This window comes from Siccirubricoccus deserti, from assembly GCF_014283215.1.
In the GTDB taxonomy this organism is placed as follows: domain Bacteria; phylum Pseudomonadota; class Alphaproteobacteria; order Acetobacterales; family Acetobacteraceae; genus Siccirubricoccus; species Siccirubricoccus deserti.
The window spans coordinates 128,028-152,682 of the sequence record NZ_JACOMF010000009.1; the positions used below are offsets into that span (position 1 = coordinate 128,028).

The window sequence follows — 24,655 nt, forward strand, 5'->3', positions numbered from 1 at the left end:
GTGGCATGGAAGTTACACGCCACTCTACGGCCGGGTCATGTCAATGGCGGTTGATCACAACCGATCAACCGTCCCTCGGTCCTCGGGCGGTTTGCTCCTTGGCTACCCGCCCTGCGGCGCGGCGTCCCTGCGGGCGCTCGGCATGAACGGACTATTCATGCCGTTGGCATCAGACGCCCTCGGCCACCACCACCCGCCGCCGCTTCTTCAGCGCGCCGGCCGGGATCAGTTCGGAGAAATCCTTCACCGCCTCCATCAGCGTCACCCCGGCGAAGCGCGGAAACAACCCGCTGCCCACCCGTTCCCAGCCGCCGGCGCCGCGCAGCAGCAGCCTTGTCCGAAAGGGTGGGATGAACAGCGCCGCGTCGCGCCGCTCCACCTGGAACATCTGCCGCCGCAGCAGCGTCTCCAGCTGCCCGGAGGAATAGGGCTGGCCGTGGCCGAAGGGCGTGCGTTCCAGCTGCGCCCAGAGGCCCAGCCGGTTCGGCGCCACCACCAGGAGCCGTCCGTCATCCTTCAGCACACGCCACACCTCGCGCAGCATGCGGCGGGTGTTCTCGGAGTGCTCCAGCCCGTGCACCAGCAGGATGCGGTCGAACAGCAGGTCGGGGAAGGGCAGCGCATCCTCCGGCGCGACCGCGGTGCAGGAGGCGCGGCCGCGGGGCCAGCGCCAGCGCGGCAGCTGGTCCGGCACCATGGCGACGCAGCGGGTCGCCTCCGCCTGCCACAGCCTGAGGAAGGGGCTGGCATAGCCGAGGCCGAGCACCGCCTGCCCCGGCAGCCTCGGCCAGAGCGCGCGCAGCTTCGCCCGCAGCAGCCTGGCGGTCACCAGGCCGGCCGGGGTGGCGTAGAAATTCGCCAGACCGTGGACCTCGTGGCGCATGCGGGGGATATAGGGCGGCAGGCCCGGGAATGGATGGGCCGTCGCCGTCCGCGCCGCTTTTCCCCACCGGCGTTGCCGGGCGGCAGCACCCGCTTCATGTGATCGGAGGAGTTCCCCATGCCGGTAACCGCCACCGCCATCCCCTGCCTGTCCGACAACTATGCCTGGTTGCTGAAGGACCAGGCGACCGGCACGGTCGCGCTCTGCGACCCTGGTGAAGCGCCACCGATCATCGCCGCCCTGGAAGCGGCCGGTGGCCGCTGCGACCTGATCCTGCTGACCCACCACCATGGCGACCATGTCGGCGGCGTCGCCGAGGTGCAGGCGCGGTTCGGCGCCAAGGTGGTCGGCGCCGCCGCCGATGCGCACCGGCTGCCGAAGCTCGACATCGTGGTGAAGCCGGGCGAGAGCATCGCCGTGGGCGAGACGCGCGGCACGGTGATCGACACGCCCGGTCACACCGTCGGGCACATCGCCTTCCACTTCGCCGATGGCGGCGTGCTGCTATGCGGCGACACGCTGTTCTCGCTGGGCTGCGGCCGGCTGATCGAGGGCGACGCGGCGATGATGTTCCACTCGCTGGCGGCGCTGGCGGCGCTGCCGGATGCGACGCTGGTCTGCTGCGGCCATGAATACACCGAGAGCAATGCCCGCTTCGCCCTGACGGTGGAACCGCAGAACCCGGCGCTGATCGCCCGCGCCGCCGAGGTGAAGGCGCAGCGCGCCGCCGGACGCTTCACGGTGCCGACTACCATTGCCGAGGAGAAGGCAGCGAACCCCTTCGTGCGCGCCCCGGATGTGGCGCGGCTTGCGGCGGTGCGCAGCGCCAAGGACAGCTTCCGCTGAACCTGCGTGACCCGGGGCTCGACGCGGCGGCGCTGATCGCCGCGCTCGGGCTGCGGCCGCATCCGGAAGGCGGGCATTACCGCGAGTTGTGGCGGGACGCGCCGGCGAATGGCGGGCGCGGCGCCGGCACGGCGATCTACTTCCTGCTGGCCGCCGGGGAACGCAGCCACTGGCACCGGGTGGATGCCGCCGAGGCCTGGCACTGGTACGGCGGCAGCGGGCTCGAACTATCGCTCTCGCCGGATGGCCGGGCGATGGAAACCCGCCGCCTCGGCCCCGACCTCGGCGCCGGGGAGCAGCCTTTCGCCCTGGTCCCGGCCGGGGTGTGGCAAGCGGCACGGCCGCTGGGCGCCTGGGTGCTGGTGGGCTGCACCGTCAGCCCGGCCTTCGAGTTTGCCGGCTTCGAGTTGGCACCGCCGGGCAGGCTTCTGGACCCCGCCCGGGCCGAAGCTCGGCCCCTGCCCCCACCATGAGGCGGCCATTCGAACGGGTACACCCAAAACCCAGACCCGGGCCTGGAGGGACGCTCGTCCCCAACGGGGGTTTGGAGGCTGGGCCCCAACCTCACCCCCGTTTGAGGTTCCAAAGGAACGGGTTCGGCCCCTGCAACACACCCGATAGGTCGCTGCGGAAGGCGGTCCGCAGGCGGAACAGGCCAGTGGGTGCGAAGGGCACGCTTTCCCATGCGGCCTCCTGCAAGGCCGCCATGGCGTGCGCCTGGGCCGCCGCGTCGGGCGCGGCGATCCAGGCTTCCACCTGCGCCTCGCTGGCCGCATCGGTCGGCCAGCCGAACCAGGCGCGCTCGCCATTGCCGCGGATGATCGGGCTGACCGCCGGGTTGGCGATGGCGGCGGCGGGGAAGTTGGTGTTGTGCAGGTTCCAACCGCCCTGCGTCGGCGGTGCCTTGTTGGCGCGGCGGGCGATGGTGGTGGCCCAGTCGCTTTCCACCAGCTGGATGTTCACGCCGAGGCGCTTCATCAGATCCGCCGTCACCTGCCCCTGCTGGGTCACCGCGGGGAAGTCGGTCGGGTTGACATGGATGATCGGCTCGCCGCGGTAGCCAGCCTCGCGCAGTGCCGCGCGGGCACGCTCCATCGCCGCCGCGCCGCGCGGCGCGGGAGGGAATTCCTTCACCCCCGGCAGGCCGCAGGGGAACATGGCGTGGCATTCGCGCCAGTCGTCCGGCAGGGCGACCGCGGCCATGAAGTCGGGCTGCACCAGCACGTCGCGGATGGCGCGGCGGACCTCCACCCTGTCGAATGGCGGGTGCAGATGGTTGAAGCGCAGGAAGCCGAGGAAGCCGTTCGGGTCGTAGACCTGGGTGGTGACGTGGCGGTCGCGCGCCAGCACCGGCACAAGATCGGGCAGCGGGTATTCGATCCAGTCGATCTCACCCGTGCGCAGCGCCGCCGCGGCGGTGCCGCCATCCGGGATCCAGGTCAGTTCCAGCCGGTCGAAATGCACCCGCTTGCCGCCCGAGGCCGCCTCGGCCGGTTCGTCGCGCGGCCGGTAGTCGGGGTTGCGGGCATAGGCGGCGCGGCTGCCCTGGACGAACTCATCGGCCAGGAAGCGCCAGGGACCGCTGCCGGTCATCTCGGTGATCGGCTTGTCGGCGGGTGCCCGCGCCAGCCGTTCCGGCATGATGAAGGCAGGGCTGGCGGCGGGCTTGGCCAGGGCATCGACCAGCGCCGGAAAGGGCCGGTGCAGCCGGATCAGCAGGGTACGGTCGTCCGGCGCCGCCCATTCCGCCACGGCGCGGGCCAGCACCTGGCCGAAGCCGTCCCTGACCGCCCAGCGCTGCAGGGAGGCGACGCAATCCTTCGCCCGCACCGGCTCGCCGTCATGGAAGCGCAGCCCCTCACGCAGCCGGATGGTCCAGGCCAGGCCATCGGCGGAGACGCTGTGCCCCTCCGCCATCTGCGGTTTCGGGCGAAGCTGTGAATCGCAGCCATACAGCGTGTCGAAGACGCAGAAGCCATGGGTGGTGATGATGGTGGTCGGATTGAACACCGGGTCCAGCACCGCCAGCGCCGCCTGCGGCATGAAGCGCAGGGTGCGGGCGCGGGCGGTCTGCGCCAGCGCGGGTATCGGCAGCAGCGGCAGCGTGGCGGCAGCAAGCAGCGCGCGACGGCGCATAACGGTCCTCCCCAAGCAACGGCGGGGCACGGGACCGCCGTGCCGGGGATTCGGCCGCAGCTGGCACCGCTCCCTTCGCCGGTCCTAACCGGATCAGGTTCCAGGGGTCGCGGCTGCGCCGCCTCTCAGCCCCATTGCAGGGGCTCCCCCAGGTGTCCGTGCGCAGCATGGCGGGGGCCATGGGCGCGCGCAAGCCGGCGGGTTTGCCGGGCCGGGCCGGTTCCCGGCATACTGGGCGCGACGGCGCCCCGCGCCGCTCCAACGCCAGTTGCCCGGACATGCCAATCCAGCCCCGGGAGCCTTGCCCATGGATACCGCCCTCGCCGCGCCGCCGCTGCGCGAACGCCCGCTCGGCACCACCTTCGGTGCGGAACTCTCCGGCCTGCGCATCGCCGGCGACATCGGGGAGGCGGAGTTCGCCGGCTTCCTCGCTGCCTTCCACCGCCACCGCCTAATCCTGCTGCGCGATGTGCCGAACGACCCCGCGGCGCAGGTGGCGTTCAGCCGGCGGATGGGGCCGCTGGAGCTGCATTCCCAGGCCACGGCCACCCATCCGCAGCACCCGGAGATCTTCTGCGTCGGCAACTACGCACAGGACGGCATCCGGGCGAATTTCGCCAAGGGTGTCGAACAATGGCACGCCGACAGCAGCTTCCGTCCGGTGCCCAGCGCCGCCTCATTGTTCTACGGCGCGATCTGTCCGCCGGAGGGCGGCGAGACCTGGTTCCTCGACGCCGCGGCGGCCCATGCCGAGCTGTCGCCGGAGATGCGGGCGCGGATCGCCCCGCTGCGTGCGGTGCATGATTTGAACACCCTCTCCGAATGGAACCGCCGCCACACCCCGGACCGGCCGCCGCTGTCGGAGGAGGCACGGCGGCGCTTCCCGCCAGTTGCGCAGCCGCTGGTGCGGACCCATCCCGTCACCGGGGTGAAGTCGCTGTTCCTCTGCCCGGCGGTGATCAGCCATGTCGAGGGCATGGACCAGGCCGAGGGCCTGGCGCTAATCGAGGCGCTGATGGCTCATGCCTCGCAGGACCGCTACGTCTACCGCCATCGCTGGCGGGCGGGCGACCTGGTGATCTGGGACAACCGCTGCACCCTGCACACGGCGTCGCTGTTCGATCACGAGAGATACCTGCGGCTGATGTTCCGCACGACAGTCGCCGGAGCCGCCTGAGCGCGGCGGAGCCGCAACGCTTGTCCCCGGGCGGCGCAGCCCGTCACCATGCCAGTGCGTTGCGACGCGAGGAGGTGGCGGGACCACGATGGCCGAGCTGAGGCTGCTGCTGGAACTGGCAGGCGAGGCGGCCCTGCTGCTCTGGGGCCTGCACATGGTGCAGAGCGGCGTGGTCCGTGCCTTCGGCAGCCGGCTGCGGCATGCCCTTGGCCTGGCGCTGGGCGACCGGATCCGGGCCTTTCTCGCCGGCGTCGGGGTGACGGCGGCGTTGCAAAGCAGCACGGCGACGGCGCTGATGGTCGGCTCCTTCGCCGCCAGCGGCGCGGTGGCGCTGGCCCCGGCTCTGGCCGCCATGCTGGGCGCCAATGTCGGCACCGCGCTGATCGTGCAGTTGCTGTCCTTCGACGTGGCGGCGGTATTCCCGACCCTGGTGCTGGCCGGGGTGCTGGCCTTCCGGCACGGCCGGCGGGCGCGCACCCGTGACCTCGGCCGGGTCGGGATCGGCCTTGGGCTGATGCTGCTGGCGCTGCATCTGATGGCCGGCACCATGGCGCCGGTGGAGGCTTCGCCAACCCTCCGGGCACTGCTCGCCGCGGTCGCCGACCAGCCGCTGCCGAACCTGCTGCTGGCCGCGGCAGTCGCCTGGGCGGCGCATTCCAGCGTCGCCGGGGTGCTGTTCGTCGCCTCGCTGGCCGGCAGCGGGGTGGCGGCGCCGGCGGCGGCCTTCGCCATGGTGCTCGGCGCCAACCTCGGCAGCGCGCTGAACCCGTTGCTGGAAGCCGGCGGCGACCGTGCCGATGTGGCGCGGCTGCGGGTGCCGGCCGGCAATCTGCTGAACCGCGTGGTGGGCGTGGTGCTCGGGCTGGCCTTCCTGCCACAGGCGGTAGGCTGGCTGACGGCGCTGGACCCGGCGCCGGCGCGGCTGGTGGCGAATGCGCATCTGATCTTCAACCTGGCCACCGCGGCGCTGGCGTTGCCGCTGCTGCCGGCGCTGGCCGGGCTGCTGCGCCGGCTGCTGCCGGACCGCAGCGCCGCCGACGATCCCGCCGCGCCGCGCTACCTGGATGAAGCGGCGCTCGACATGCCCTCGGTCGCGCTGGCGAATGCGTCGCGGGAGGTACTGCGCATCGCAGACCAGGTGGAAGCGATGCTGCGTGGCTCGGCCGAAGCCTTCCGCGCTGGCGACCGCGACGCCGCCCGCGCCGCCGCCCGGCTGGACAACGTGATCGACCGGCTGCACCGCGCGGTGCATGGCTACCTCGCCCGCATCCCGCGCGAGAGCCTGGGCGAGGAGGAGAGCCGCCGGCTGGAGGAGGTGCAGGCTTTCGCCATCGCTCTGGAACACGCCGCGGATGTGCTGGAGCGCGACCTGCTGCGGCACGCCGCCCGCCGGCTGCGCCGCGGCGTGACGCTGGAGGAGGCGGCGCAGCGCGAGATCGCCGCGCTGCATGCGGCATTGCAGGATCAGCTGCGGCTGGCGATCGCGGTGTTCATGCTGGAGGATGCCGAGGCGGCTCGCCGCCTGGTCCTCGGCAAGGAGGCGCTGCGCGGGGCGGAGCGCGATGCGGCGCGGCGGGTGGCCTCGGGCGAAGATGGCGCGGCCGGGCTGCTGCTGGATGCGGTGCGGGATCTGCGCCGGGTCGGTGGCCATCTGGCGGTGGTCGCCCACCCGCTGCTAGAACGGCGCGGCGAGCTGCTGTCGAGCCGGCTCGCCAGCGATCCGGCGTTGGCGGAAGGGAATGGGCGCGACGGCCAGTAGGCTGACTGGTATCCTTCCGGCTTTGCCGCGGAAGGCATGCCGAAGCGCCGATCGGGAGGGATCAGCCAGCCCCCTGCGAAAGCGCCAAGCGGTTTCATGGGGAGTGCTTATGCTCCCTGGCCCCAGTTCATCTCCAGCCCGCCATCGATGGTGAAGCTCTGGCCGGTGACGTAGTCCGCCTCATCCGAGGCCAGGTAGAGCGCCAGCTTCGCCACCTCATCCGGGTAGCCGGGGCGGCCCCAGGGGATGTGCGGCAGCTGCTTGCGCATGACCGCCGGATCCTCGACCCGTGCCCTGGTCATGTCGGTGTGGATCAGCCCAGGCGCTATGGCGTTCACGTTGATGCGGTCCGGCGCCACCTCCAGGCACAGGCTGCGGGTGAAGGTCAGCAGCCCGCCCTTGGCGGCGCCATAGGCGGCGGCCCCGGGGCTCGGGATCGCCTCATGCACCGAGGTGATGTTGATGATCCGGCCATGCCCGCCGAGGTTGCGGCGGCAACGGACGAAGGCACGGCAACAGAGGAAGGGCCCGCGCAGGTCGGTGCGCAGGATGCGGTCGAACTCCGCCGGGCCCAGCTCGGCCACCTGGCTGCCGGATTGGCCGATGCCGGCGTTGTTCACCAGGATGTCGGGCTCGCCCAGCTCGGACTCGGTTTCCTCGAACAGGCGGGTGACGGTCGCCTCCTCGGCGACATCGCCCTGGACCAGCACGGCGCGGCGGCCGGCGGCCTCGACCCGGCGGCGGGTCTCCTCGGCGCCAGCCTGGTCGGTATGGAACAGGATGGCGATATCGGCACCGGCCTTGGCGAATTCAGTGGCAATGGCCTGGCCGATGCCGGAATCGGCGCCGGTGACGATGGCGGTGCGGTCGCAAAGGCGCATGGCGGAACCCTGCCGGAAGCTGCGGCGGGAACGCGCGGCCCGGCGGGGTGGTTCAGGCCCCGCGATGGCCGTTGACAGCCGCGGCAATTCGCCCCGCAATCCCTGCATGCACATCCCGGCCCGCCGCCCGCGACCTCGCCCCCGCACCAGGCTGCGGCGTGGCATGCCGACCATGGGGCGCGCGGGAGCGTAGCAACCTCCGGTTCCCGAAAGCCCGACCGCCCTGCCTGCCCCTGCGGTCGGCAGGGTTTTTCATGTCCGCGCTCGAACGCACGTGACCAAGGAGGCCAAAGGGTGACTGAAGCCTTGTCCCTGCGGCCGGCGACCCCGGCCGACGCCGATGCCATCCGGGCGCTGACCCGGGAAGCCTATGCCAAATGGGTGCCGGTCATCGGCCGCGAGCCGAAGCCGATGACCGCCGATTACGCCGCGGCAGTGCGGCGCCACCGCATCGACCTGTTGCATCTGGACGGCAGGCTGGCGGCGCTGATCGAGATGATCCCCGGGACCGACCACCTGCTCATCGAGAATGTCGCGGTTGCCCCGGCATATCAGGGGAGCGGCCTCGGCCGGCGGCTGCTGGCCCACGCCGAGGCGCTTGCCGCATCGCTCGGGCATGCGGAGATCCGGCTCTACACCAACAGCCTCTTTGCCGAAAACCTGCGGCTCTACCGGCGGCTCGGCTACCGGACCGACCGGGAGGAGGTCTTCCCCGGCGGGACCGTGGTGCATATGAGCAAGCCGGTCAGCGGCTGACCGCTGGCGCGGCACGCCCCATGGCAGGGCATGGCCCGGAGTGCCGTCAACACCCGGCACTTCCTGTTGGCCTTCCACGGCCTTGCCGCGGAAGGCGCGCCGAAGCGCCGGTCGGCAGGGATCAGCGTCCCCCCCGCGGAACGCAAAGCGGTTTCGCGGGGCGCTCTACTCCGCCGCCTGCAACTGCATCGCCTGGGCGTATTCCTCCAGCGGCGCGCAGGTGCAGACCAGGTTGCGATCGCCATGGACGTTGTCCACGCGCTTCACCGGCGGCCAGTACTTGTGCGCCCGCACGAAGCGCAGCGGGAAGGCGGCCTCCTCGCGGCTGTAGGGATGCCGCCATTCGGTCGCCATCACCTCGGCCGCGGTATGCGGCGCGTTCTTCAGCGGGTTGTCCGCCTTGTCCGACCGCCCCTGCTCCACCGCGCGGATCTCGGCGCGGATGGCGATCATGGCGTCGCAGAAGCGGTCCAGCTCCTCCTTCGGCTCGCTCTCGGTCGGCTCCACCATCAGCGTGCCGGCAACCGGCCAGGACATGGTCGGCGCGTGGTAGCCGTAGTCCTGGAGCCGCTTGGCGATGTCCTCGACCAGCACGCCGCCGCCCTGCTGGAAGCCGCGGCAGTCGAGGATGCATTCATGCGCCACCATGCCGCGCAGCCCGCGGTAGAGCACGGGGTAATGCGCCTCCAGCCGCCTCGCCACGTAATTGGCGCTGAGGATCGCCACCTGGGTGGCGCGGGTCAGCCCCTCGGCGCCCATCATGCGGATATAGGCGTAGGAGATCGGCAGGATGGCGGCGCTGCCGAAGGGCGCGGCGGAGACCGGGCCGTAGCCGCTGGCCGGGCCGGCGCCGGGGTGCAGCGGATGGTTCGGCAGATGCGGCGCCAGATGCGCGGCGACGCCGATCGGCCCCACCCCTGGCCCGCCGCCGCCATGCGGGATGCAGAAGGTCTTGTGCAGGTTGAGGTGGCAGACATCGGCGCCGATGGCGGCGGGCGAGGTCAGCCCGACCTGCGCGTTCATGTTGGCGCCATCCATGTAGACCTGGCCGCCGTGGCGATGCACCAGGGCGCAGATCTCGCGGATGCTCTCCTCGAAGACGCCATGGGTGCTGGGGTAGGTCACCATCAGCGCCGAGAGCCGGTCGGCATGCTGCGCCGTCTTGGCTTCGAGATCGGCGAGGTCGACGTTGCCGTCGCGGTCGCAGCCGACCACCACCACGCGCATGCCGGCCATCACCGCGCTCGCCGGATTGGTGCCATGCGCCGAGGAGGGAATGAGGCAGACGTCGCGGTGCGTCTCCCCATTGGCGTGATGGAAGGCGCGGATGGCCAGCAGCCCGGCATACTCGCCCTGGCTGCCGGCATTCGGCTGCAGCGAGACGGCGGCGAAGCCGGTGACGGCGCAGAGCCAGCCTTCCAGCCGCTTGACCAGCTCGAAATAGCCCTCCGCCTGCGCCGCAGGCACGAAGGGATGAATGTTGGCGAAGCCGGGGAAGGTGACCGGGATCATCTCCGCCGTCGCGTTCAGCTTCATCGTGCAGGACCCCAGCGGGATCATGCTGCGGTTCAGCGCGACGTCCTTGTCCTCCAGCCGCTTCAGGTAGCGGAGCATCGCATGCTCCGAATGGTGGCTGTTGAACACCTCGGCAGCGCAGAAGGGGGTCGTGCGCGCCAGCGCCTCCGGCAGCCCGCCCCAGGGGGAGAGCGACGCCAGATCGCCACCGCCGAGCAGATCGGCCAGCGAGGCCAGCTCCGCCCGCGTCACCGTCTCGTCGAGCGCGATGGAGACGCAGCCGGCATCGGCGCGCCAGAGGTTGAAGCCGCGCTCCAGCGCCGCGGCCATCAGCGCATCGGCGCGGTCGCCGGCCTCGATGGCGATGGTGTCGAAGAAACCCGCGTGCCGCAGCGCGTAGCCGCCGCGCCGCGCCGCATCGGCCAGCAGCCGGGCCTGGAGCGAGACGCGGCGGGCGATGCGCTTCAGCCCCTCCGGCCCGTGCCACACCGCATACATGCCGGCGATCACTGCCAGCAGCACCTGCGCGGTGCAGATGTTGCTGGTCGCCTTCTCCCGCCGGATGTGCTGCTCGCGCGTTTGAAGCGCCAGGCGCATCGCCGGGTTGCCGGCGGCATCGATGGAAACGCCGACCAGCCGCCCCGGCAGCAGCCGCTTCAGCCCGTCCTTCACCGCCATATAGGCAGCATGCGGCCCGCCGTAGCCGAGCGGCACGCCGAAGCGCTGGCTGCTGCCGACAACGACATCCGCACCCATCTCGCCGGGCGGGGTCAGCAGGGTCAGCGCCAGCGGATCGGCGGCGACGATGGCAAGGCCGCCCGCCGCCTGCACCGCGGCGATCTCGGCGGTGAGGTCACGCACCTCGCCGGTGGTGCCGGGGTATTGCAGCAGCAGGGCGAAGGGCTTCTCCGCCGCGGCGGCGGCGATCACCCCGGCCGGCGGGACGACGACCACGCGGATGCCGACCGGCGCCGCCCGCACCCGCACCACGGCCAGGGTCTGTGGATGGAGGTCGGCGGCGACCAGCAGCGTGTCGCCCTTCCCCTTATGCGCGGCATGGGCCAGGGTCACCGCCTCGGCTGCGGCCGTTGCCTCATCCAGCAGGGAGGCATTGGCCACCGGCAGGCCGGTGAGGTCGGTGATCATGGTCTGGAAATTCACCAGCGCTTCCAGCCGGCCCTGGGCGATCTCCGCCTGGTAGGGAGTGTAGGCGGTGTACCAGCCGGGGTTCTCCAGCACATTGCGCAGGATCACCGGCGGCGTGTGGGTACCATGGTAGCCGAGGCCGATCAGCGATTTGGTGCGGGCATTCCGCTCCGACAGGGCACGCAGCTCGGCGATCGCCTCCGCCTCGGTCGCCGGCGGCGGCAGGCCGGCAAGGTCGGCGCCGGCGATGGCCGCCGGCACGGTGCGGGCGGCCATCGCCTCCAGGCTGTCGGCGCCGACCAGCTTCAGCATCTCCACGATGTCGTCCGGGCCGGGGCCGATGTGGCGGCGGGCGAATTCGGCGCTGTCCTCCAGCCTGGACAGCTCGTCGAGGTGGCTCACGCCTGGCTCTCCACGAAGGCGGCATAGGCGCTGTCGTCGAGCAGCGCGTCGATCTCCGCCGGGTCCTTCGGCTCGATCTTGAAGAACCAGCCCTCGCCGGTCGGCTCGCGGTTGATCAGGCCGGGGTCTTCGGACAGCGCGCTGTTCACCTCGACGATACGGCCGGCGATGGGCGCGTAGACATCCGAGGCCGCCTTGACGCTTTCGACCACCGCCACCGCCTCGCCGGCGGCGACCTCGCGGCCGACCTCGGGCAGATCGACGAAGACCACGTCGCCCAGCGCGTTCTGCGCATGGTCGGTGATGCCGATGGTGGCGGCGTCACCCTCTGGACGCACCCATTCATGGTCCTTGGTGTAACGGAGCTCGGACATCGGAGCGCGATCCTTATCGGGCGTAGCGGTGGGGAATGAAGGGCAGCGGGGAGACGCGGGCGGGCAGCGGCTTGCCGCGCACCAGCAGTTCGAGCGGCGTCGCATCCGCGGCGAAGGGGCGGGCGACATAGCCCATGGCCATCGGGCCATTGAGCGAGGGGCCGAAGCCGCCGGAGGTGATCTCGCCAACCGCCGCGCCGCCGGGGGCGTGGATGGCGGTATGGCCGCGGGCCGGCTGGCGGCCTTCCGGCCGCAGCCCGACGCGCAGCCGGGCGGGGCCATTGGCCAGTTCCTCCCGCACCCGCTCGGCGCCTGGGAAGTTCCATTCCATGCGGCGGCGCTTGCCGAGGGTCCAGGTGAGCGCCGCCTCGACCGGGCTGGTGGTCTCATCGATGTCGGAGCCGTAGAGGCAGAGCCCGGCCTCCAGCCGCAGCGAATCGCGGGCGCCGAGGCCGGCGGGCTGAACCCCGGGCAGCGCCAGCAGGGCCTTGGCCAGGGTCTCGGCGGCTTCGGCCGGGGCACTGATTTCCCAACCATCCTCGCCGGTGTAGCCGCTGCGGCTGGCCAGCACCGGCACGCCGGCGATCTCGGCCTGCGCCACCCCCATGAAGGAGAGCGCCGCCAGCGCCGGCGCCAGCGGCGCCAGCACGGCCGCCGCCGCCGGGCCCTGCAGCGCCAGCAGCGCCCGGTCGGGCAGGGGCTGCAGCCGCACCCCGGCCGGCAACGCCGCCTCGATGCGGGCGAAATCCTCCTGCTTGCGGCTGGCGTTGACCACCAGGAACAGCCGGTCGCCGAGGTTGGCGACCATGAAATCATCGAAGATGCCGCCCGATTCGGTGGTCAGCAGCCCGTAGCGCTGGCGGCCGGGCTTCAGCCCCTGGACATCGGCCGGGGTCAGCCGCTCCAGCGCCGCCGCCGCACCCTCCCCCACCAGCTCCGCCTGGCCCATATGGGAGACGTCGAATAGCGCCGCGGCACTGCGGGTGTGCAGGTGTTCGGCCAGGATGCCGGTGGGGTATTGTACCGGCATGGCATAGCCGGCGAAGGGGACCATGCGGGCCCCGAGGCTGCGGTGCAGCCGGTCCAGCGGGGTGTCAAGCAGCAATTCGGTTTCGGCCACGGGTCCCCCGACCACCTGTGGTGGCGTGAGTTGAAGTCCGTGGCCCCCCTCTGTCCTGTGACCTGAGAGATTCAGCTCGCTTCCGCGCCTTGCGGCGCTGCGAGGCCTTACTCCGTCGGTGCCTGGGGCCAGGCGGCCCAAGGCTTTCCAGAGGTCCCTACCCGCGCGGTCCTTCTGCCTGAGCGTTTCCGGGGGCCGGTTGCGCCTTCGGCGGGGGCGGAAGCCCCTCTCTCCCGCGCGGGATCTGCGGGTGCGGTGGGTCTAACCCGGAACCGGGCGCCCGCGCAATCATCGCTTGCGCAAAGATCATGCACCGAGCTTGAGACCGCCCGACCGCTTCCGGCCGGGCAAAGCCGGCGGAGAGGGGCAGCCTGCCGGCAGCCGGCGATGCCCCCTCTGCCGTAAGGTCTCTGTCATGCGCGGACTTGATCCGCGCATTTGGACTTTCAGTAAAAACAGGTGCTTGGGGATGGCAGGGTCAAGCCCGGCCACGACGGTGGGGCGGCACGGCGCCGCCGCATCCGGCGTTCCCGCAACCTGCTACCGCGGCCCGCGTCGCCGGTTCAGCGCCAGCTCCTCGGCCGACAGCTCGAAGGACACCAGGATGCGGTAATCACCGCCGCGGCGATGCTCGCTCACCGGCAGGCTGATGGTCACCGGCTCGCTTTCTCCGCTGGCCCGCGTCTCGTTGCGGGCGAAGGCGATGCGGTCGACGAAGCTGTGCCGGCTCAGCACCTGATCGTCCCGCCGGTCGAGGACCGCGACGAACCACGGCAGGTCGAATACCCGCCCCTCGGCCCCGGCCCCACGGTCGACGGTGAAGTTGGCGACCAGGCGCATGTCGATGCTGCGGTCGCCACGGCCGGCGTTGCAGCCGCCGCTCAGCCCGGCGAGCCGGGCATCGAATTCCAGCGTGGTCAGATCCCGCACTTCACCCGGCCGGTAGCGCGTGAGATCGGCCCCTTCGGCCAGGAGCCCCGGGGTTGGGCAGGCCAGCGGCAGCCGGGCCGGCGCCGATTCGCACCCCGCCAGCAGTGCCGTGAGCACCGCGGCCAGGACAACTCCACTGCGCATCCCCATCTTCCCCCTTGAGCCAACCCCGGCGGCGGCTAGTGTGCGCCCGCACTCTGCCCGCCGGCGCCACGGCACGGCAACCCAACGCCCGCGAGCACACCCAATCCATGGATCAGACCACCCGCCTCCGCCTTCCCGACCAGCCTGCCCCGCCCCGGCTCCACGTGCTGCTGGCCGGGCCGCGCGGCTTCTGTGCCGGCGTGGACCGCGCCATCAAGATCGTCGAGGAGGCGATTCGCCGCTACGGCGCGCCTGTGTATGTCCGGCATGAGATCGTGCACAACCGATTCGTCGTCGAGAGCCTGGAACGCCAGGGCGCGGTCTTCGTCGAGAATCTCGACGAGGTGCCGAATGACGCGCCGGTGGTGTTCTCGGCGCATGGCGTGCCGAAATCGGTGCCGGCCGAGGCCAGCCGGCGGAAGCTGTTCTACCTCGACGCCACCTGCCCGCTGGTCAGCAAGGTGCATCGGGAGGCCGAGCAGCATTTCGCCCGCGGCCGCCACATCCTGCTGATCGGTCATGCCGGCCACCCGGAGGTGGTCGGCACCATGGGCCAATTGCCCGAGGGCACGGTGACTTTGATCGAGGATGAGGAGCAGGCCCGCCTTGCCTCGGTGCCGGAAGGGATGCCGCTGGCCTTCATCACCCAGACCACGCTGTCGGTGGATGACACCACCGACATCGTCGCCGTGCTGCGCAGCCGCTTCCCCGAAATCCACGCGCCGGCGAAGGAGGACATCTGCTACGCCACCACCAACCGCCAAGCGGCGGTGAAGGCGATCGCCGGTCAGGCGGCGCTGATGGTGGTGGTCGGGGCGCCGAACTCCTCCAACTCGCTGCGGCTGGTGGAGGTGGCGGAGCGCGCCGGCTGCCCGCGCGCAGTGATGGTGCAGCGCGGGCGCGACCTGGATCTGGCGCTGACGGAGGGACTTTCGACCATCGGCATTACCGCCGGCGCCAGCGCGCCGGAAGTGCTGGTCGAGGAAGTGCTGGCGCGGCTGCGGGAACGCTTCGCCCTGACCATCGAGGAGGTGGTGGTCGCCGAGGAGACCATCACCTTCAAGCTGCCGGCGGCGCTGAACGCCTGATCTCCGGGGCCTGAACCTCGCGGCCCCTGGCGCGAAGCCGACCGGCGGTGAACCGATCAGTGTCACTGATTCCGCCGATTCTGACCGTGCGATTTCTCACTGCATCGATACGAAGCCGTTGCTATCCTGCCCTATCGGTACGAGAAAGCAACGCATGGCCAAGCGGATCATCCTCTGTTTCGATGGCACCTGGAACACGCCCGCGGAGAAATTCGCCGGGCTGAGGGCCCTGCACGCGCGCTTCGAGACGCTTGGCGCGCGGGGCGACGAAGCGCTGCGGCGGGCGCTGGATGCCATCGACCCCGGTCCCGACGCGGTCGAGACGAATGTGTGCCGCCTCTACCGCTCGATCCGCCGGCTCGCACCCGGCGAGGTTGCGCCGGACAGCATGGGGCAGATCAAATGGTACGATGCCGGTGTCGGCACCAGCTGGTACGACCGGCTGGCGGGCGGCACCTTCGGCCTCGGCCTCTCGCGCAACATCCGCGAGGGCTACCATTTTCTGGCGAAGCACTGGGAGCCGGGCGACGAGGTCTACGTCTTCGGCTTCAGTCGCGGCGCCTATACGGCGCGCAGCCTGGTCGGGATGATCCGCAATTGCTGGCTGTTGCCACCCGGGGCGATCGACGGCGGGCCGCATGAGGGGACGATCCTCGATGCCTATGAACTCTACCGCACCCGCGACGACAGCGCCGACAGCCAGCATGCCCGCGCCTTCCGCAAGCAGCATGGGGCGCGCAGCATCCACATCAAATTCCTCGGTGTCTGGGACACGGTCGGCGCGCTGGGCATCCCGGTCCAGTCCTTCGACGCCTTCAACCGCGCCCGCTACGAATTCCATGACACCGAGCTCAGCGCCATCGTGCAGAACGCCTACCACGCCATCGCCGTGGACGAGCACCGCAAGCCCTATGCGCCGACCCTCTGGGACCCGAAGGCGAAGCCGTCGCAGACCCTGGAGCAGCGGTGGTTCATCGGCGCGCATTGCGACGTGGGCGGCGGCTACGAGGACCGCCGGCTGTCCGATGTGACCCTGGCCTGGATGCAGGCGAAGGCGCAGGGCTGCGGTCTGGTGCTGCACCCGGAAGGCGTGCCGCGGCTGCGGCCCGAGGATGCGCAGGCGGGCATCGTTGCCGACAGCTTCGGCGCCTTCCTCGGCGGGCTGTTCCAGCTGTTCCAGGAACGCCATTTCCGCCCGGTCGGCACCACGCCCTTCGGCCAGGAGGCGGTGCACCCCACGGTGTTCGAGCGGATGCGCCACGATCCCGGCTACCGCCCGGGCAACAAGGGATTGCGCGATTTCGAGACCATCGCGGATGGCATGGTCTGACGGACGGGGCGGATCGTAGGCTGAAAGCCTGGAGGCGTGAATCCGCTCTGGAACCATGGCCGGGGCGCAGCCTGATCCGCACGCCCGGCCAACAAACTGCCGCCTGGCCGCTTCAAGCCGAGGCGATCCGGCTCTAGAAGCCGCGCATGGCGGTCTACACCGAAGTCACCGACGAAGCCCTGCGCGCCTTCCTGGCCGATTACCCGCTGGGGGAGCTGATTGCCTTCCGCGGCATCGCCGAAGGGGTCGAGAACTCCAATTACGCGCTGAAGACGACCGCCGGGGACTTCATCCTGACGCTCTACGAACGCCGCGTTGACCCGGCGGAGCTGCCGTACTTCCTCGGGCTGATGGAGCATCTGGCGGGGCAGGGGCTGGCCTGCCCCCAGCCGGTGCAGGCCCGCGACGGTCAGGCGCTGCGCCGACTCGCCGGGCGACCGGCGGCGATCTGCACCTTCCTGCCCGGCGTCTGGCCGCGCCGGGTCCGGCCGGAGCATTGCGGCCCGCTGGGCGAGGCGCTGGCCCGGCTGCATGCGGCGGGGGCGGATTTCCCGGCAACCCGGCGCAATGCGCTCGGCCCGCCCGGCTGGGCGCCGCTGCTGGACCGCTGCCGCGCCGCGGGCGACGCGGTGCAGCCCGGGCTGGTGGCGCAGCTGGATGCCGCGCTGGCTGGCATCCTCGCCGCCTGGCCGAAGCCGGGTGCGCTGCCGGTCGGGCAGATCCACGCCGACCTCTTCCCCGACAACGTCTTCTTCCTGGACGGGCCCGACCGCCGGCCGGCGGTCTCCGGGCTGATCGACTTCTACTTCGCCTGCACCGACCTGCTGGCCTATGACATCGCCGTCTGCCTCAACGCCTGGTGCTTTGAGGCTGATGGCTCCTACAATGTGACAAAGGCGCATGCGCTGCTGACGGCCTACCAGCGGCTGCGGCCGCTTGGCGCGGCAGAGCGGGGCGCGCTGCCGGTGCTCTGCCGCGGCGCCGCGCTGCGCTTCCTGCTGACCCGGCTGCATGACTGGACGGCGACTCCGGCGGGGGCGCTGGTGACGCGGAAGGATCCGCTGGAGTACCTCCGCAAGCTGCGCTTCTTCAGCACCGCCGAAGGGCCCGCCGCCCTTGGCTTCTGACCCCGCGGCGGACCGTCCTTTGGTCGAGATCTGGACCGATGGCGGCTGCAAGCCCAACCCCGGCCCCGGTGGCTGGGCGGCGATCCTGCGCTTCGGCGAGGTGGAGAAGGAGCTTACCGGCAGCGACCTGGCCACCACCAACAACCGCATGGAGCTGATCGCCGCCTGCGCCGCGCTTGAGGCGCTGAAGCGCCCATGCCGCGTCGTCCTGCACACCGACAGCGAATACGTCCGCAACGGTATCAGCCGCTGGATCAACGGCTGGGTTCGGAACAATTGGCGCAATGCGGCGAAGGACCCGGTGGCGAACATGGAGCTGTGGCAGCGGCTGCTGGCCGCGGCGAAGCCGCATGAAGTCGATTGGCGCTGGGTGCGCGGCCATGCCGGCGACCCGATGAACGAGCGGGCGGACCGGCTGGCGACGGCGGCGCGGCTCAGCCTCGGGTAAAGCCGGCCGGCGGCGCGTAGCACGCCGCGGCACCGTTGCTATGTGGCCTCCCAGAGATCCCACCAAACACCAGGAGGACCATGGCCATGAAAGTCGTCCGTGCGGCCGATCGCGCCACCAAGCCCGCGCCCGCCAGCAATTTCACCGGCGTCGTCCTGCTGGATGAGGTGGTCACCGGCGTCGCACCTTCCCGGCTGCGCGCCAGCGTCGTCTCCTTCACCCCCGGCGCCCGCACCAACTGGCATTCGCATCCGGTGGGGCAGACGCTCTACTGACTCTCCGGCGTCGGCCGGGTGTAGCGGGAGGGCAAGCCGGTGCGGCAGCTGAACCCGGGCGACACCGTGCTGATCCCGCTGCAGGTGCGGCACTGGCATGGCGCTGCGCCGGACCGGCTGTTCGCCTATCTCGCCATCTCGGAGAACGGCGAGAATGGCGAGGGCACGGCGTGGTTCGAGCCCGTGTCGGACAGGGACTACACCGCCACGCCGGCCTGAACCTCGCCCCGGCGCCACCCTGCGCCGGGACCTGCACTCCAGGCGCGGTCAGCCCACCGCCGCCCGCCGCCGCGGCGCGGTCTGCACCACCGGCGCCAGTTCCGCCGCGCCGAAGGACGCCGCCCGCCGCTCCGCCGGTATTTCCCCGTACAGCGTGCTGCGCTGCTGCGGTACGCGGCCGATGGAGCGGATCAGCTCCTCCATCGCCTCGGGCGGGAACTCCTGGCCATGCTGGGTGCCGGCGGCGCGGCTGATGCTCTCGTTCATCAGCGTCCCGCCGAGGTCGTTGGCCCCGGCCCGCAGCGCCAGCGCCGCACCCTGCGGCCCCATCTTCACCCAACTGGTCTGGATGTTGGTGATATGCGGGTGCAGCACCAGCCGCGCGACGCTGTGCATCAGCAACGCCTCGCGGAAGGTCGGCCCCCTGCGCGCCTGGCCGCGCAGGTACATCGGCGCTTCCATATGGACGAAGGGCAGCGGCACAAATTCGGTAAAGCCGCCGCTCGCCGCCTGCTGGTCGCGCAGCGCCAGCAGGTGGCGCGCCCAATTCACCGGCCCTTCGACATGGCCGTACATGATGGTGGAGGTGGTGCGCAGCCCGAGCGCATGGGCGGCCCGTGCCACCGCCATCCACTCCTCGGTGTTCACCTTGTCCGGGCAGATGATGGCGCGGATCTCATCGTCGAGGATTTCCGCCGCCGTTCCCGGCAGGGTGCCGAGCCCGGCCGCCTTCAGCCGCGCCAGGAACTCGCCGAGCGAGATGCCGAGCGTCGCCGCGCCCTGCGTCACCTCCAGCGGCGAGAAGGCGTGGATATGCATCCCCGGCACGGCGGCGCGGATCGCCTCGCAGATGCGGATGTAGGTCTCGCCGGTGTAGTCGGGATGGATGCCGCCCTGCAGGCACACCTCGGTCGCGCCGCGCGCCCAGGCTTCCTCGGCACGGCGGGTGATCTCGCCGAGGTCGAGGTCATAGGCCGGGCCGCGCAGCGCCTCATGCGTCTTGCCCTTGCTGAAAGCGCAGAACCGGCAGCGATAGGTGCAGATGTTGGTGTAGTTGATGTTGCGGTTGACCACATAGCGCACGGTGTCGCCGCTCACCGCCTGGCGCAGCGCATCCGCCGCCGCGGTCAGATGCGCCTGGTCGGCGTCGCGCGCGGCGAACAGCCGCATGATCTCCGGCGGGTCCAGCCGGTCGCCGCCCGCGGCGCGCTCCACCAGCCGGGCCAGCGCCGCATCGGCCCTTGCGATGCGCGGGGTGCGGATCGCCGGCGGCACCGTCTCCCCCGGCGACCAATTATCCTCGCGCGCGAAGCCCTCGGCGTCGCTCTCCTGGCGCAACCGGGTCGCCAGCGCCGGCACATGCCAGGCCTCCGGCGCACGGACATAGGCCGGGTAGCTCGGCAGCCGCTGGACCAGCACGCGCCCGGCCTCGGCGGTGCGGCGGGCCAGATCCTCCAGATGCGGCCAGGGCGCTTCCGGGTTCACATGGTCGATGGTGACCGGGGAGACGCCGCCCCAGTCATTCAGCCCGGCATCGACCAGCTTCTGGTAGACCCCCGGCGAGAGGTTGGGCGGCGCCTGGATGTTCATCGCCGGCCCCAGCACCAGCCGCGCCACGGCGATGGTCCAGAGCAGGTCGTCCAGGTCGGGCTCCTCCGCACCGGCCCGCTTGGTGCCGGGCTTGGCGCGGAAATTCTGGATGATGACTTCCTGGATATGGCCGTATTCGGCGTGCAGGGCGGCGATGGCCCGCAGCGCGTCCAGCCGTTCCGCGCGGGTCTCGCCGATGCCGATCAGGATGCCGGTGGTGAAGGGCACCCGCAGTTCGCCGGCCAGGCGCAGCATTTCCAGCCGTGCCGCCGGGTGCTTGTCCGGGCTGCCGTAATGCACCCCACCGGGCTCGCAGAGCCTGGTGCTGGTGCTTTCCAGCATGATGCCCTGGCTGGCCGTCACTTCCCGCAACGCAGCGATCTCGTCACGCGTCATCACCCCAGGGTTGGCGTGGGGCAGCAGGCTGGTCTCCTTCAGCACCAGCGCGCACATCGCCCGCAGGTAGTCGATGGTGGTGGCGTATCCCAAGGAGGCCAGCGCCTCCCGCGCCTGGTCCCAGCGCAGTTCTGGCTTGTCGCCCAGGGTGAACAGTGCCTCGGTGCAGCCGGCGGCGGCACCGGCGCGGGCGATCGCCAGCACCTCCTCCGGCGAGAGGAAGGGCGCGCGGCCGGGCCGTGGCTTCTCGGCGAAGGTGCAGTAATGGCAGACGTCGCGACAGAGCTTCGTCAGCGGAATGAACACCTTGCGCGAATAGCTGATGACCCGGCCGTGGCCGGCGTCGCGCAGCGCCGCCGCCTCGGCCATCAGCCCGGCCAGCGACCTATCCAGAAGCCGATCCTGCACCGCTTCCATATCCCTGTATTCCTCCGCCCGCTCGCGCGGGCTGCGGCGGAATGCGTCATGCCTGAACGCCGATCCGCTGCAGCCTGTGATTTGCAGAGCCGACCGACCCTCCGGGCATCCAAGCCTCCCGGCGATCCGCTCCAGCCCTTGCCCGCCCTCCCGGGAGGCCGCATCGTGTGGCAGAGCCCGGCGGGATGCAATGCGCGCGGCAGAGGAGGAAAGTCCACCATGCAGATCGGCTTCAGCGCACCGTCCGGCGGCCCGATGTCGCTGCCCGGTCCCCTTACCCGCATCGTCCAGGAAGCCGAGGCCATGGGCTTCGACTACGCCACCATCAGCGACCATGTGGTCATCCCGAAGGCCATCCAGGCCAAATACCCCTATACGGACAGCGGCGAATTCCCCGCCTCCTCCCGCGGGGAGCGGCAGGAGCAGCTGACCGAGGTGGCCTTCCTCGCCGCCAAGACGAAGACGCTGCGGCTGGTGACCTCGGTGACGGTGGTGCCGCACCGGCCGGCGGTGCTGCTGGCGAAGATGCTCTCGACCATCGATGTGCTGTCGGAAGGGCGGCTGACCCTTGGCATCGGCGCCGGCTGGCTGCAGGAGGAATTCGAGGCGCTGCAGCTGCCGGATTTCGCCGCCCGCGGCCGGGTGACCGACGAGTACATCATGGCCTGCAAGGCGCTGTGGACCCAGGCGGAGCCGAGCTTCGCCGGCGAGCATGTCCGCTTCGGCAATATCAGCTTCGAGCCGAAGCCGGTGCAGAAGCCCCACCCGCCGATCTGGGTTGGCGGCGAGAGCGGCCCGGCGCTGCGCCGCACCGCCCGGCTGGGCGATGGCTGGTACCCGATCGGCACCAACCCCGCCTTCCCGATGGACAGCCTGGCGCGCTACCAGGCCGGCATCACGAAGCTGCGCAAGCTGGTGACCGAGGCCGGGCGCGACCCCGCCGACGTCGCCCTCGCGCTCCGCGTCCAGCGCTTCGGGCCGGAGCTGCCGGCCAAGGCGGGCGACGGCGAGCGGCGGCTGTTCTCCGGCAGCGCCGAGGATATCGCGGCCGACCTGCGCACGCTGAAATCCCTCGGCGTCGCCGCGGTCGACCTCAACTTCCCCGGCAATGATGCGACGGCGGTGCTCGGCGCCCTGCGCCGTTTTGCCGACACCGTCCTGACGAAAGTGTAATCCCATGAAGCTCGGCATTACCCTCGGCATGAACGCCGGCATCGACATGGAACTGGTGCTGGAGGCGGAGCGGCTCGGCTTCGACAGCGTCTGGTGCGGCGAGGCCTATGGCAGCGACGCGGTCAGCCCGGTCGCCTGGGTGCTGGCACGGACCACGCGCATCAAGGCCGGCACCGGCATATTGCAGATGCCGGCGCGCACCCCGACCTGCGCGGCGATGACGGCGATGACCTTGCAATCCCTCTCGGGCGACCGCTTCCTCTGCGGCATCGGACCCTCCGGGCCGCAGGTGGTGGAAGGCTGGCACGGCACCGCCTATGGCAAGCCGATCGAGCGGACCCGCGAGTACATCTCGATCATCAAGACGATCATCGCCCGGGAGGCACCGCTGGTGCACAAGGGCGAGCATTACTCCATCCCCTATGACGGGCCGGATGCGACCGGGCTCGGCAAGCCGCTGAAGAGCATCATCCACGGCAAGCCGATGAAGTTCTACACCGCCTCCATCACCCCGGGCGGGATGCGCCTCTCGGGCGAAATCGCCGACGGCAACCTGCCGATCTTCATGTCGCCGGAAGGTGCCGGGGCGGTGCTGAAGCCGACCCTCGAAGGTCGCGCCAAGGCAGGGCGCCCGGCGGACCTCGGCGACTACGACATCGCCCCCTACACCAAGATCCGCGTCGGGCCGGATGTGCAGGCCTGCCGGGATGCGGTGAAGCCGGAGCTTGCGCTTTACATCGGCGGTATGGGCGCGCGGGGGAAGAATTTCTACAACGACTACTGCAAGCGGCTTGGCTACCCGGATGCGGCGGTGGCGATCCAGGACCTCTACCTCGCCGGCAAGAAGAAGGAGGCGGCGGCGGCGGTGCCGGATGCGCTGGTGGACCAGATCGCACTGGTCGGTCCCGCCGACCGTATCCGCGGCCGGCTGCAGGATTGGAAGGCGGTGGCGAAGGAGGGCAAGGTCGGCACGCTGGTGCTGACCGGCGCCACGACCGAGGCGCTGCGGGTGGCGGCGGAGGCGGTGCTTTAGCTGCGGAGAAAAGCGGCGCGCCGCCATTCCCGTCATGCGCGGGCCTGACCCGCGCGTCCGGATATTCAGCAAGATCAGCCGATCAGGGATGGCCGGGCCAAGCCTGGCCGTGACGAGGAGGTGGCGGTCAGGAGCGTTGCCTGCGCTTTTCCGCAGCCAGCTCAAGCCCGATCGCGGTAGCACAAGGCGGTCAGGCTTCAGCCCTGCCGAATAAGGGCGGGTACTTGCCGTGATCCAGCGACCGCGGCACCTGATTCCGCGACCTCACTCCGCCGCGACCGGCCCGCGCAACCCGGCGCGCTCCAGCCGCGGCAGCACTTCCTGCACGAAGTACGGGATCTCCTTCAGATAATCGAGGAAGGCGATGGAGGTGCCCGCGAGGCCCGCCTCGCTCATCGCCGCCAGCTCGGCGGCGATGTCGTCGGGCGTGCCGACCAGCGGGAAGGCGCCGGGATAGCCGCCGGCATAGCGCTTGCCGGTCGCCAGGTGGAAGCGGTTGTCGAAGAGTCGGGCGATGGTGCCCTGGCCGCTGCCGACCGTGGTGCCGCGCATCCGGCGGTAATACTCCTGGCCCTCCTCATCGGCCATCTCCTCGGCGAAGTAGTGGAAGAATTCCTCCGCCTCACGCCGGGTCGGGCGGCAGACCACATGCGACATGGTGAAGACCGAGATGCTGCGGCCCCGCGCCGCCATATAAGCGCGGATATCGCCGAGCACGCCAGGAATCTGCGCCAGCTGGGTCAGGTTGGTGAAGAGTACGTCGGCGGCCTGGGCGGCGAAGTCGCGGCCCTTGGGCGAGAAGCCGGCGGACATCACCGCCGGCCAGGGGCGCTGGATGGACAGCGGATCCGTCTGCAGCCGCTTCAGCTTGAAGAAGCGGCCATCCCAGTCGAATTCCGGCCCGCCGGCCAGCAGCTTCGACCAGATCTGGAACCACTCCAGCCCATGGTCGTAGCGGGCGTCCTGATCGATGGTGACGCCGTGGAGGTCGAACTCCTCCTGGTTCCAGCCGCAGACGATGTTCAGCCCGGCGCGGCCATTGGTCACATGGTCGATCGTCGCCATGGCCTTGGCGGCGAAGGCCGGGGTGACCAGCGGCACATGCACGGTGCAGAAGATGGCGATGCGCCGGGTCAGCGCGCCCAGTGCCGCGCCATGGGTCAGGGTCTCGAAGGACCGGCCATAGATCTTCGCCTTGCCCTGATAGGCGCGCCACTTGGCCACCGGCAGGATGAATTCCAGCCCGGCATCGTCGGCGATGCGGGTCATGGCGGCGATATCGGCCCATTCCGCCTTCCAGCGGTCCGGGGCCAGGCTCATGGTCAGGCCGCCGTCGCAATTGGCGCTGAAGATGCCCAGCTTGAACCGGTTCGGCCCGAACAGCGGGTTGCGGCGGCGGTCGGTTTCCATGGCGTCCTCCAGCTTGGCTGGCGCAGAAGGCAGCGGTCGGCGGCGAAAAAGCCGCGCGCGAAAAGCACTCTCGCCGGCGC

22 protein-coding genes and 3 riboswitches are annotated in these 24,655 nt (G+C 70.8%); of the genes, 13 read left to right on the forward strand and 9 right to left on the reverse strand.

Annotated elements, in window-relative coordinates:
• Positions 1-169 precede the first annotated feature (169 nt).
• Complete coding sequence (locus H7965_RS10450) at positions 170-883, reverse strand: class I SAM-dependent methyltransferase (RefSeq protein ID WP_186770515.1); 714 nt, start codon at positions 881-883, stop codon at positions 170-172.
• Positions 884-1,000: 117 nt separating this feature from the next.
• Between H7965_RS10450 and gloB the strand changes: the two genes are divergently transcribed.
• Both gloB and H7965_RS10460 read left to right on the forward strand, forming a co-directional pair.
• A complete protein-coding gene (gene gloB / locus H7965_RS10455; RefSeq protein ID WP_186770516.1) occupies positions 1,001-1,729 on the forward strand; it encodes a hydroxyacylglutathione hydrolase in 729 nt (242 codons plus the stop codon).
• Positions 1,726-2,202, forward strand: a complete 477-nt coding sequence (locus H7965_RS10460; RefSeq protein WP_186770563.1) for a cupin domain-containing protein — start codon at positions 1,726-1,728, stop codon at positions 2,200-2,202. Before gloB ends, H7965_RS10460 begins: the two co-directional genes overlap by 4 nt.
• A gap of 91 nt (positions 2,203-2,293) precedes the next feature.
• Here the strand turns inward: H7965_RS10460 and H7965_RS10465 are convergent, their stop codons facing one another.
• Positions 2,294-3,865, reverse strand: coding sequence for an ABC transporter substrate-binding protein (locus H7965_RS10465; protein WP_186770517.1), 1,572 nt, complete (start codon positions 3,863-3,865; stop codon positions 2,294-2,296).
• 52 nt (positions 3,866-3,917) lie between these two features.
• A riboswitch (TPP riboswitch) is annotated at positions 3,918-4,025 on the reverse strand.
• A gap of 147 nt (positions 4,026-4,172) precedes the next feature.
• On the opposite strand from H7965_RS10465, the gene H7965_RS10470 reads away from it, so the two are divergent.
• Together H7965_RS10470 and H7965_RS10475 are read left to right on the forward strand one after the other, a co-directional pair.
• The gene (locus H7965_RS10470; RefSeq protein WP_186770518.1) at positions 4,173-5,042 is read left to right on the forward strand and encodes a TauD/TfdA dioxygenase family protein; all 870 of its coding nucleotides are present in this window, start codon (positions 4,173-4,175) and stop codon (positions 5,040-5,042) included.
• 88 nt (positions 5,043-5,130) lie between these two features.
• The gene (locus H7965_RS10475; protein ID WP_186770519.1) at positions 5,131-6,801 is read left to right on the forward strand and encodes a Na/Pi cotransporter family protein; all 1,671 of its coding nucleotides are present in this window, start codon (positions 5,131-5,133) and stop codon (positions 6,799-6,801) included.
• Between the two features lie 107 nt (positions 6,802-6,908).
• Here H7965_RS10475 and H7965_RS10480 read toward each other — a convergent pair whose 3' ends face one another.
• A complete protein-coding gene (locus H7965_RS10480) occupies positions 6,909-7,682 on the reverse strand; it encodes an SDR family NAD(P)-dependent oxidoreductase (RefSeq protein WP_186770520.1) in 774 nt (257 codons plus the stop codon).
• 294 nt (positions 7,683-7,976) lie between these two features.
• Here H7965_RS10480 and H7965_RS10485 point away from each other — a divergent pair, with 294 nt between their 5' ends.
• On the forward strand, positions 7,977-8,438 hold the full coding sequence (locus tag H7965_RS10485) for a GNAT family N-acetyltransferase (RefSeq protein ID WP_186770521.1): 462 nt from the start codon (positions 7,977-7,979) through the stop codon (positions 8,436-8,438).
• Positions 8,439-8,603: 165 nt separating this feature from the next.
• Here the strand turns inward: H7965_RS10485 and gcvP are convergent, their stop codons facing one another.
• The 4 genes from gcvP to H7965_RS10505 all read right to left on the reverse strand — a co-directional run bounded on the left by gcvP (position 8,604) and on the right by H7965_RS10505 (position 14,069).
• Complete coding sequence (gene gcvP, locus H7965_RS10490) at positions 8,604-11,501, reverse strand: aminomethyl-transferring glycine dehydrogenase (protein WP_186770522.1); 2,898 nt, start codon at positions 11,499-11,501, stop codon at positions 8,604-8,606.
• Positions 11,498-11,875, reverse strand: a complete 378-nt coding sequence (gene gcvH, locus H7965_RS10495) for a glycine cleavage system protein GcvH (RefSeq protein ID WP_186770523.1) — start codon at positions 11,873-11,875, stop codon at positions 11,498-11,500. The genes gcvP and gcvH overlap by 4 nt, the downstream gene beginning before the upstream one ends.
• Positions 11,876-11,888: 13 nt before the next feature.
• Positions 11,889-12,995 (reverse strand): glycine cleavage system aminomethyltransferase GcvT, encoded by a 1,107-nt coding sequence (gene gcvT, locus H7965_RS10500; protein ID WP_186770524.1) that lies wholly within the window; start codon positions 12,993-12,995, stop codon positions 11,889-11,891.
• A 47-nt stretch (positions 12,996-13,042) separates the two neighbouring features.
• A riboswitch (glycine riboswitch) is annotated at positions 13,043-13,149 on the reverse strand.
• A 2-nt stretch (positions 13,150-13,151) separates the two neighbouring features.
• Positions 13,152-13,241, reverse strand: a riboswitch (glycine riboswitch).
• 294 nt (positions 13,242-13,535) lie between these two features.
• Positions 13,536-14,069 (reverse strand): hypothetical protein, encoded by a 534-nt coding sequence (locus H7965_RS10505; RefSeq protein ID WP_186770525.1) that lies wholly within the window; start codon positions 14,067-14,069, stop codon positions 13,536-13,538.
• Between the two features lie 107 nt (positions 14,070-14,176).
• On the opposite strand from H7965_RS10505, the gene ispH reads away from it, so the two are divergent.
• The 6 genes from ispH (at position 14,177) to H7965_RS30340 (ending at position 18,556) form a co-directional block, all read left to right on the forward strand.
• Positions 14,177-15,157, forward strand: a complete 981-nt coding sequence (ispH, locus tag H7965_RS10510) for a 4-hydroxy-3-methylbut-2-enyl diphosphate reductase (RefSeq protein WP_186770526.1) — start codon at positions 14,177-14,179, stop codon at positions 15,155-15,157.
• Positions 15,158-15,311: 154 nt separating this feature from the next.
• Positions 15,312-16,487 carry a DUF2235 domain-containing protein gene (locus tag H7965_RS10515; protein ID WP_186770527.1) on the forward strand — a complete coding sequence of 392 codons (1,176 nt, stop codon included), beginning with the start codon at positions 15,312-15,314 and terminating at the stop codon, positions 16,485-16,487.
• A 146-nt stretch (positions 16,488-16,633) separates the two neighbouring features.
• On the forward strand, positions 16,634-17,614 hold the full coding sequence (locus H7965_RS10520; protein ID WP_186770528.1) for a homoserine kinase: 981 nt from the start codon (positions 16,634-16,636) through the stop codon (positions 17,612-17,614).
• Between the two features lie 19 nt (positions 17,615-17,633).
• On the forward strand, positions 17,634-18,062 hold the full coding sequence (gene rnhA, locus H7965_RS10525; protein ID WP_390624560.1) for a ribonuclease HI: 429 nt from the start codon (positions 17,634-17,636) through the stop codon (positions 18,060-18,062).
• 86 nt (positions 18,063-18,148) lie between these two features.
• Positions 18,149-18,337 carry a cupin domain-containing protein gene (locus tag H7965_RS30335; RefSeq protein WP_222440551.1) on the forward strand — a complete coding sequence of 63 codons (189 nt, stop codon included), beginning with the start codon at positions 18,149-18,151 and terminating at the stop codon, positions 18,335-18,337.
• 39 nt (positions 18,338-18,376) lie between these two features.
• Positions 18,377-18,556, forward strand: a complete 180-nt coding sequence (locus H7965_RS30340; protein WP_222440552.1) for a cupin domain-containing protein — start codon at positions 18,377-18,379, stop codon at positions 18,554-18,556.
• A 48-nt stretch (positions 18,557-18,604) separates the two neighbouring features.
• Here the strand turns inward: H7965_RS30340 and cofH are convergent, their stop codons facing one another.
• A complete protein-coding gene (gene cofH, locus H7965_RS10535; protein ID WP_186770530.1) occupies positions 18,605-20,959 on the reverse strand; it encodes a 5-amino-6-(D-ribitylamino)uracil--L-tyrosine 4-hydroxyphenyl transferase CofH in 2,355 nt (784 codons plus the stop codon).
• A gap of 219 nt (positions 20,960-21,178) precedes the next feature.
• On the opposite strand from cofH, the gene H7965_RS10540 reads away from it, so the two are divergent.
• Positions 21,179-22,132 carry an LLM class F420-dependent oxidoreductase gene (locus H7965_RS10540; RefSeq protein ID WP_186770531.1) on the forward strand — a complete coding sequence of 318 codons (954 nt, stop codon included), beginning with the start codon at positions 21,179-21,181 and terminating at the stop codon, positions 22,130-22,132.
• Positions 22,133-22,136: 4 nt separating this feature from the next.
• Positions 22,137-23,165, forward strand: a complete 1,029-nt coding sequence (locus H7965_RS10545; RefSeq protein WP_186770532.1) for an LLM class F420-dependent oxidoreductase — start codon at positions 22,137-22,139, stop codon at positions 23,163-23,165.
• A gap of 264 nt (positions 23,166-23,429) precedes the next feature.
• Here H7965_RS10545 and H7965_RS10550 read toward each other — a convergent pair whose 3' ends face one another.
• Positions 23,430-24,575, reverse strand: a complete 1,146-nt coding sequence (locus H7965_RS10550; protein WP_186770533.1) for an LLM class flavin-dependent oxidoreductase — start codon at positions 24,573-24,575, stop codon at positions 23,430-23,432.
• Positions 24,576-24,655: the final 80 nt, after the last annotated feature.